Source organism: Candidatus Streptomyces philanthi, from assembly GCF_059553635.1.
Map to the genome: position 1 here is coordinate 1 of NZ_JCANQV010000255.1, position 8,595 is coordinate 8,595.

The window sequence follows — 8,595 nt, forward strand, 5'->3', positions numbered from 1 at the left end:
GACCGGGCGGCGCGCCGGGATCGGGCACCGCTCCTCAGTGTGGGGCACGGCACACGTCCGCCACGAGGGGCGTGCGGACACTTTTTGCGTCCGTTCCGTGACGCGGTGGATACGGCGCCCGGCGCGGCGGGCGGGCAGGGGTGCCGGGGCGGCGCGGGGGTGGTGGTGCGCGCCCCCAGGGCGGCCCGTGGTGGGTCAGAGCGCCGCGTAGCCGCGTTCGCGCAGGGACTGGCCGTACTGCTGGAGGACCCAGAGTTCGTTCTGGACGGCGGTGAGCTGCTCGGGGTCGGCGCGGGGGCCGAGGCGCTGGAGGGTGCCGCGGATCTCCGTGACGCGTTGGTTGACGGCGGCGAGGCGGACGGCGACGAGCTGGACGCCGGCGTACGCCTCGTCCGGTTCGCGGCGGGTGTGCAGCGGCTCCACGGACAGCTCGGTGACCATGGCGCGGACGGTGTCGTCGGGGGCCGCCTCGCGGACCCGCTGGACGTAGCCGTTGTCGGCGGCGCCGGCCGTGGCGCCGCCGGCGTCCTCGATGCAGCGGCGGACCCGGGCGTAGGGCGGGGCGGTGAACTCGTCGGCCCCGTAGGCGTCGAAGGCCGGGGAGACGAGGTCGGGGCGTTGCAGGGCGAGCTTGAGGAGTTCGCGTTCGACGCGGTGGGCGGGGCTGCGGAGGTTGAGGGCGGGGCCCCGGGTGCCGGGCGCGGGGGCCTGGGCGGCGGGGGCGGGGGCCTGGCCGGAGGGCTGTCTGCGGCCCTGGGCCGGGCCGCCGCCGTCGCGGCCGCGTTCGCGGGCCCAGCGGGCGAGCTGGCCGACGCGGCGGACCACGAACTGGGTGTCGAGGATGCCGAGCAGGCCGGCGAGCTGGACGGCGGTCTCGTGCTGGATGGAGCTGTTCTTGATGTGGGCGACGATGGGCGCGGCCTCGTCGAGGGCCGCGGCGCGGCCCACGGGGGTGTCGAGGTTGTGCCGGGAGACGACATGGCGCAGCGCGAACTCGAACAGCGGGGTGCGGGACTCGACGAGGCCGGCGACGGCCTGGTCGCCCTCGGCGAGGCGCAGGTCACAGGGGTCCATGCCGCCGGGGGAGATCGCGATGGACGTTTCGGCGGCGAACTTCTGGTCGTCCTCGAAGGCGCGCAGGGCGGCCTTCTGGCCCGCGGCGTCGCCGTCGAAGGTGAAGACGACCTCGGAGCCGGAGTTGTCCATCAGCAGTCGGCGGAGGATCTTGATGTGGCCCTCGCCGAAGGCGGTGCCGCAGGTGGCGATGGCGGTGGTGACCCCGGCGAGGTGGCAGGCCATGACGTCGGTGTAGCCCTCGACGACCACGGCGCGGTTGGTCCTGGCGATCTCCTTCTTGGCGAGGTCGATGCCGTAGAGGACCTGGGACTTGCGGTAGAGGGGGGTCTCGGGGGTGTTGAGGTACTTGGGGCCGTTGTCGTCCTCGCGGAGCTTGCGGGCGCCGAAGCCGACGACCTCGCCCGCGATGTCGCGGATGGGCCACATCAGGCGGCCCCGGAAGCGGTCGATGGGGCCGCGGCGGCCCTCCTGGGAGAGGCCGGAGAGGACCAGCTCCTTGTCGGTGAAGCCGCGGCCGCGCAGGAAGCGGGTGAGGTGGTCCCAGCCGGCGGGGCTGTAGCCGACGCCGAAGTGCTGGGCGGCGGCCTGGTCGAAGCCGCGTTCGGCGAGGAACCTCCGGGCGATCTCCGCCTCGGGGCCGTCGAGCTGCTCGGTGTAGTACTGGGCGGCGGCCTTGTGGGCCTCGACCAGGCGGGTGCGTTCGCCCTGCTGGCGGCCGGGGGTGTAGCCGCCCTCCTCGTAGCGCAGGGTGATGCCTGCCTGGGCGGCGAGGCGTTCGATGGTCTCGGCGAAGGAGAGGTGGTCGATCTTCATGATGAAGTCGACGGTGTCGCCGCCCTCCTGGCAGCCGAAGCAGTGGTAGAGCCCCTTGGACGGGCTGACGTGGAACGACGGGGACTTCTCGTCGTGGAAGGGGCACAGTCCCTTGAGGTTGCCGCCGCCGGCGTTGCGGAGCTGGAGGTACTCGGACACGACGGCGTCGATGGGGACCGCGTCCCTGACCGCCTTCACATCGTCATCGTTGATCCTGCCTGCCACGCGTGAATTCTACGGCGGGGGTCCGACAGTCCCGGCCGCGGCCGCTCAGGCACCGCCCATGACCTCCAGGAAGCGGTCGAGGCCGATGTTGCCGCCGGAGACGATCACGCCGATGCGGGCGGGCGGCGGGCCGGTGCGCCCGGCGAGGAGGGCGGCCAGGGCGCAGGCGCCACTGGGTTCGGTGACGAGTTTGAGCCGTTCGAAGGCGAAGCGCATGGCGGCGCGGATCTCGTCGTCGGTCACCAGGACGACGGAATCGAGCAGCCGCCGGTTGACGGCGAAGGGAAGGTCGCCGGGCCGCTCCACGGCCTGGCCGTCGGCGATGGTGCGCGGGACGGGGATCGTCACCGGGTGGCCGGCGGCCAGGGAGCGCAGGGTGTCGTCGCCCGCCTCCGGCTCGACGCCGATCATGCGGATGCCGGGGACGAGGGCGGTGGCGGCGGTGGCACAGCCCGCCATCAGCCCGCCGCCGCCCATCGGGGCCAGCAGGGCGTCCAGCGGCCCGGTCTCCTCGATCAGCTCCAGGGCCACGGTGCCCTGGCCGGCGATGACGTCCGGGTGGTCGTACGGCGGGATGAGGGTGAGGCCGCGCTCCTCGGCCAGGCGGCGGCCGAGGGCGGTGCGGTCCCCCGCGTAGCGGTCGTACGTGACGATCTCGGCGCCGTACCCGGCGGTGGCGTCCCGTTTGGCGCGCGGGGCGTCCTCGGGCATGAGGACGACGGCTCTGGTGCCCAGTTCGCGGGCGGCCAGCGCGACGGCCTGGGCGTGGTTGCCGGAGGAGAACGCGGCGACGCCGCGCCGCAGCCGCGCGGCCGGCAGCCGGGAGACGGCGTGGTAGGCGCCGCGGAACTTGAAGGCCCCGGTGCGCTGGAACGTCTCGCACTTGAGGTGGACCTCGGCGCCCACCAGCGCGTCCAGGGTGCGCGAGTGCAGCACCGGTGTGCGGTGGGCGACGCCCGCCAGCCGCGCCGCGGCGTCGTGGACGGCGTCGAGGGTGACGACCGCGGCGGGATCGGCGGGGTCCGTGTGGCTGCCGGGGCGGGAGGGCATGGCCTCACGCTACGGGAGCAGTGACTCCAGCGGTACCTCCGGATCGGCGAGGGCCTCCTGGTCCAACGGCTGCCCGGAGCGGATCAGTTGCTGGACCGGTTCGGCGACGTCCCAGACGTTGACGTTCATCCCGGCGAGCAGCCTGCCCTCGCGCAGCCAGAACGCGATGAACTCCCGCTTGGCGACGTCGCCGCGACACACCACCTGGTCGTAGCTGCCGGGCGGGGCGTAGCCGGAGTACTCCATGCCGACGTCGTACTGGTCGGAGAAGAAGTACGGGACGCGGTCGTAGCTGATCTCCTTGCCGAGCATGGCGCGGGCGGCGGCGGGACCGCCGTTGAGGGCATTGGCCCAGTGCTCGACGCGTACCCGGGTGTCGAGGAGGGGGTGGTCGGCGGCGGCGACGTCGCCCGCGGCGTAGATGTGCGGGTCGGAGGTGCGCAGCGAGGCGTCGACGGCGATGCCGCCGCCGGCCGCCCGGTCGGCGAGGGCGAGCCCGGCCTGTTCGGCGAGGGCGGTGCGGGGCGCGGCCCCGATGGCGGCGAGCACGTCGTGGGCGGGGTGCTCCTCGCCGTCGTCGGTGCGCACGGCGAGGACGACGCCGTCCTGGCCGACGATCTCGGTGAGGCGGGCCCCGAAGTGGAAGCGCACGCCGTGCTCGCGGTGCAGGTCGGCGAAGAGGCCGCCGAGTTCGGGGCCGAGGACGGCGTGCAGCGGCGTCGGCTCGGGCTCCACGACGGTCACCTCGGCGCCGTACGAGCGGGCCGCGGCGGCGACCTCCAGGCCGATCCAGCCGGCGCCCGCGATGACGAGGTGGCCGTTGTCGCGGCCGAGGGAGGCGAGCACGCCGCGCAGCCGCTCGGCGTGGGCGAGGCGGCGCAGGTGGTGGACGCCGGCCAGGCCGGTCCCGGGGACGTCCAGACGGCGCGGTTCGGCCCCGGTGGCCAGCAGCAGCTTGTCGTAGACGACGAGGGTGCCGTCACCCAGGCGGACGGTCCTCGCCTCGGGGTCGAGGTGGACGGCGGGCTGGCCGAGGTGCAGTTCGATGTGGGCCCGTGCGTACCAGGCGGGTTCGTGGACGAAGACGCTGTCGCGCTCCTCCTTACCGAGCAGGTACCCCTTGGACAGCGGCGGGCGTTCGTACGGGTGGTCGCGCTCGTCGCAGATGAGGATCACCCGGCCGGTGAAGCCCTCCGAGCGGAGGGTCTCGGCGGCTTTCGCCCCGGCCAGACCACCCCCGACGATGACGAACGTCTCGTGTGCGTCGACCACGTGTTTCCTCCTCGTTCCCGGTGCCGTCCGTCCGCGTGCGCGTCCGTGACCGCCCCAGATCCTTCCCCCCGGTTGATGGGTTCCCCCGCTGTGTTTCCCGGTGTTTCCCGCCGTGTCCCGCCCGACGTGCGGTGGTACGTCCCGCGTTCCGCCGCCCGCGTGGTGTCCGTGCTGGTGCCTCCCGGTCCGTGACGTGCCCGTCCGTCGTTCACTTGCCGTCGGCGGGCCGTTCGCGCCCTTGCGGTGCGCAAGGTCCGAGCCTCCCGCACCGGGCACGGCGAGGGAAGGGGCCGGTCGACCCCGGGATCATCCGAGACCGTGGTAGGGGTGTCCGGGTGGTCGGGTGAGGCGGAGGTGCAGCGTACGGGCGGAGTCGTCGGTGAGGGCCGCGATCTGGTCGATGACGGCGCGCATCCGCCCGGCGTCGTCGTCCGCCGCGTCGAACAGCGAGCGGAACTGGGGGTCGAGGCCGTAGGGCGCGCGGGCGATCAGTGCCTCGGCGAGCTCGGCGATCACGATCCGCTGGTCGGCGCGGAGCGCCTCCTGGTCGGGCCGCTGCATGACGTAGCGGTCGGCGACGGCCTTGAGGACGGCGCATTCCAGCCGCGTGTCCTCCGGGACGACCAGTTCGGCGTGGTAACGGGTGAGACGCCCGGTGCCGTACGCGTCGCGGGTGGCGGTCTCGGCGGCCAGGCAGAAGCGGCCGATCAGCTGGCTGGTGGCGTCCTTGAGGCGGGCCTGGGCGAGCGCGCTGCCGTCGTAGCCGTGCGGCCACCACTCCTGTTCCAGCAGGCGGTCCAGGGCCGCGGCCAGCGCGGCGGGGTCGGCGCCCGGCGCGTAGCGCGCGGCGGCCAGCGCGAAGACGTCCGCGCGTTCGGGGTCGGCGAGCAGGCAGTTGGGGTCGAGATGACCGGCGTGCAGGCCGTCCTCGACGTCGTGGACGGAGTACGCCACATCGTCGGACCAGTCCATGACCTGCGTCTCGAAGCTGCGCCGGACGCCGGGCGCACCCTGCCGGAACCAGCCGAACACCGGCAGGTCGTCCTCGTACACCCCGAACTTCGGCGAGGCGGGCTCGGCGGGGTGGGCGCCGCGCGGCCAGGGGTACTTGGTGGCGGCGTCGAGGGCGGCGCGGGTGAGGTTGAGGCCGACGCTGACCGCGGTCCCGTCGGCGGCGGGCAGGAACCGTTTGGGCTCCAGACGGGCCAGCAGCCGCAGTGACTGGGCGTTGCCCTCGAAGCCTCCCCAGGGCGCGGCGACGTCGTTGAGCGCCTGTTCACCGTTGTGGCCGAACGGGGGATGGCCGAGATCGTGCGCCAGACAGGCCGTCTCGACGAGATCCGGGTCGCATCCGAGGGCCGCGCCCAGCTCCCGGCCGACCTGGGCGCACTCCAGGGAGTGGGTCAGCCGGGTGCGCGGGCTGGCGTTCCAGGCGGGGGTGCGCGCCCCGGGGGTGACGACCTGGGTCTTGCCCGCGAGGCGGCGCAGGGCCGCCGAGTGCAGCACCCGGGCGCGGTCGCGCTGGAAGGCGGTCCGGCCGGGGCGTTTGTCGGGTTCGGCGACCCAGCGGGCGGTGTCGGCGGCGGTGTATCCGGGGACGCCGCCCGCGGTGGCGCCGTCGTGACCGGCCGTCCGCCGCCCCGTGACGTCCCGGCCGCTGCCCGCTGGTGTGCCCGTCATACCGCGACGGTAACCGCCCGCCCGCCCGGGACGCCGCAAGCACTACGCGTACGGGGCACCCCGCGGGCGGGCCGGGTCCGTTTCCGTTACGCGCCCGCCGTGTGGGCGTCGACCTCGCGGAGGTAGCGCTCGCGGGTCGGCCCGTCCAGGAAGGACGCGCGGAAGGAGTTGCGGGCGAGGGTGCGCAGGGTCTCCTCGTCGAGTCCGAGGGCGTCGCGGACGGCGGTGAAGTTGTCGTCCGCGTAACCACCGAAATAGGCCGGATCATCGGAGTTGAGGGTGACGAGCAGGCCGGCGTCGAGCATCGCGGGCAGCGGGTGGTCGGCGAGGTCGCCGACCACCTTCAGCCGGAGGTTGGACAGCGGGCACACCGTGAGCGGCACCTGCTCCTCGGCGAGCCGGGCCACCAGCTTCTCGTCCTCCATGCAGCGCACACCGTGGTCGATCCGGTCGACGCCGAGCAGGTCCAGCGCCTCCCACACATAGGCGGCGGGCCCCTCCTCGCCGGCGTGGGCGACGCACTTGAGGCCGGCCTCGCGGGCGCGCGCGAAGACCTCCCGGAACTTCGCCGGCGGGTGGCCGACCTCCGCGGAGTCCAGTCCGACGGCGGTGAGCCGGTCGAGGTACGGGCGGGCCGCCTCGAAGGTGGCGAGGGCGGACTCGGCGCTCTCGTCGCGCAGGAAGCACATGATCAGCCGGGTGGTGATGCCGTGCTTTTCGGGCGCGGCGTCCAGGGCGCGGGCCAGACCGCGGATGACGGTGCCGATCGGGACGCCGCGCGCGGTGTGCGCCTGCGGGTCGAAGAAGATCTCGGCGTGCCGGACGCCCTGCGCGCGGGCGCGGGTGAGGTAGGCGTCGGCGAGGTCCGCGAAGTCGTCCTCGGTGCGCAGAACGGCCATCAGCGCGTAGTAGAGGTCCAGGAAGGACTGGAGGTCGGTGAAGGAGTACGCGCGCCGCAGCTCGTCCTCGGTGGCGTAGGGCAGCTCCACTCCGTTGCGCGCGGCGAGGGCGAACGCCAGCTCGGGCTCCAGGGTGCCCTCGATGTGCAGATGCAGCTCCGCCTTGGGGAGCGGGGCGGGACGGTCAGGGGCTGCGGAGGGGACGGAAGACACGCGGGTCACACCTGTTCTGCTGCGGTACGGGAGTCGCCCAGGCTATCGCCCCTCCCCCGCGGCCGGTCGCCGCCCTCGACGGGGGTGGCGTGGCCCGCAGCCGGGCGGCGAGGGGGGGCGGCGGGATATGTCCAGGCCCGTACGGTCCAGCCGTCCGCGGTCTCGGCGGCGGTGACCACCCGCTCGTCGAGGTTCTCCCGGCCGCCGGGGGCATGGCCGTCCAGCTGGTCGAGCACCGCGGGCAGCGCGTCGTACTCGGCTTCGCGGAGCGTCAGCAGGGTGCCGTGGGCCCGCTCGTCTCCGGGCCCCTCGACGGCGTAGGGGTACCCGGGGCCATCGTGGAGCACGGCACCGGCGATCCGCGCCGGCACCTCGGCGGCCGTCCTCCCGCGCGGCAACCGGCCGTAGTGGGCCTGGCCGGGGCGCAGCGTCCCGTGGACGAAGAACGTGAGGCGGGGTGGGGGCTGGGGGGCTGTTGGGGACGTGTCTCCTCCTCTCCCGGGGGCGTGCCCCTCAGCCCTCGATGGCACGGCTGAAGAGGGTGAAGACCTCTGCCCCGTAGTACGGGCTGTAGGAGGTCTTGTCCGCGTCCGGGCCGTCGGGGCCGCCGCCGTTGAGGCCGCCGATGTTGCCGATGAGGAGGCCGGTCTGCGCCTTCTCGTCGAACTCGGCCAGCCAGGGCCCGCCGGAGGTGCCGCCGTAGAAACCGGCGCACTGCATGGTGAGTTGGTGGTACCCGGTGAGCCTGCTGCTGCGGGTCTCGCAGCGTACGGCCCGGTCCTCGGGGTCGTTGCGGACGGTGGGGTAGCCGATGACGGTGACGTTGTTGGTGTAGCCGGGTGTCGCGGTGAGGGTGTTGCCGCCGGTGACCTCTTCGATCGGGCGGCCCTGAGCGTCGGGAGCGACGGTGGCGAACGCGAAGTCCAGGTCGGAGGCGGGGCCGGTGGAACCACGCTCCGGATAGGCGAAGGACCGGGTGATCGCCCACACCCCGTACGGCTGGGCGGCCGCGCCGGAGCGGTACTTCGGGACGAACGCGGCGCGCGAACCGGGGTTGCAGTGGCCCGCGGTGAGGATGAGGTTGTGCCGGGGGCTGTGCACCACGGTGGCGGTGCAGTAGTGCGCCCGGGTGTCCTTGTCGAGGGAGAAGAGGACGCCGACGGACGGGATGCCGTCGAAGTGGCGGGCGGTCGGCATGGCCGGGGAACCGGTGGTGCTCCGGTCCGTTCCCCCGGCGGCGGGCGGCGGCCGGTCCGGCTCGTCCGGGTCGTCGTCGGCGGGGGCCGCGGTGGCCATCCGGCGGGCCGTCCAGAAGCGGGCGGCGGCGGAGCTGGTCCAGTCGGCGGAGGCTGGGGGCCCGACGGGC

The 8,595-nt window shown here is 74.1% G+C and carries 7 protein-coding genes; all 7 read right to left on the reverse strand.

Annotated features, from left to right (window positions below; genetic code table 11):
• Positions 1–195: 195 nt before the first annotated feature.
• On the reverse strand, positions 196–2,115 hold the full coding sequence (dnaG, locus tag AC51EU_RS23545) for a DNA primase (RefSeq protein WP_496269040.1): 1,920 nt from the start codon (positions 2,113–2,115) through the stop codon (positions 196–198).
• 45 nt (positions 2,116–2,160) lie between these two features.
• Complete coding sequence (locus AC51EU_RS23550; protein WP_496269041.1) at positions 2,161–3,165, reverse strand: pyridoxal-phosphate dependent enzyme; 1,005 nt, start codon at positions 3,163–3,165, stop codon at positions 2,161–2,163.
• A gap of 9 nt (positions 3,166–3,174) precedes the next feature.
• Positions 3,175–4,437, reverse strand: coding sequence for an NAD(P)/FAD-dependent oxidoreductase (locus AC51EU_RS23555; RefSeq protein WP_496269042.1), 1,263 nt, complete (start codon positions 4,435–4,437; stop codon positions 3,175–3,177).
• A gap of 306 nt (positions 4,438–4,743) precedes the next feature.
• A complete protein-coding gene (locus AC51EU_RS23560) occupies positions 4,744–6,117 on the reverse strand; it encodes a deoxyguanosinetriphosphate triphosphohydrolase (protein WP_496269043.1) in 1,374 nt (457 codons plus the stop codon).
• Between the two features lie 86 nt (positions 6,118–6,203).
• Positions 6,204–7,238 (reverse strand): adenosine deaminase, encoded by a 1,035-nt coding sequence (locus AC51EU_RS23565; RefSeq protein ID WP_496269044.1) that lies wholly within the window; start codon positions 7,236–7,238, stop codon positions 6,204–6,206.
• Positions 7,235–7,759, reverse strand: a complete 525-nt coding sequence (locus AC51EU_RS23570; protein WP_496269045.1) for a gamma-glutamylcyclotransferase family protein — start codon at positions 7,757–7,759, stop codon at positions 7,235–7,237. Before AC51EU_RS23570 ends, AC51EU_RS23565 begins: the two co-directional genes overlap by 4 nt.
• A partial coding sequence (locus AC51EU_RS23575) for a trypsin-like serine peptidase (protein ID WP_496269046.1) occupies positions 7,743–8,595 on the reverse strand: 853 nt, incomplete at its 5' end. The genes AC51EU_RS23570 and AC51EU_RS23575, both read right to left, overlap by 17 nt.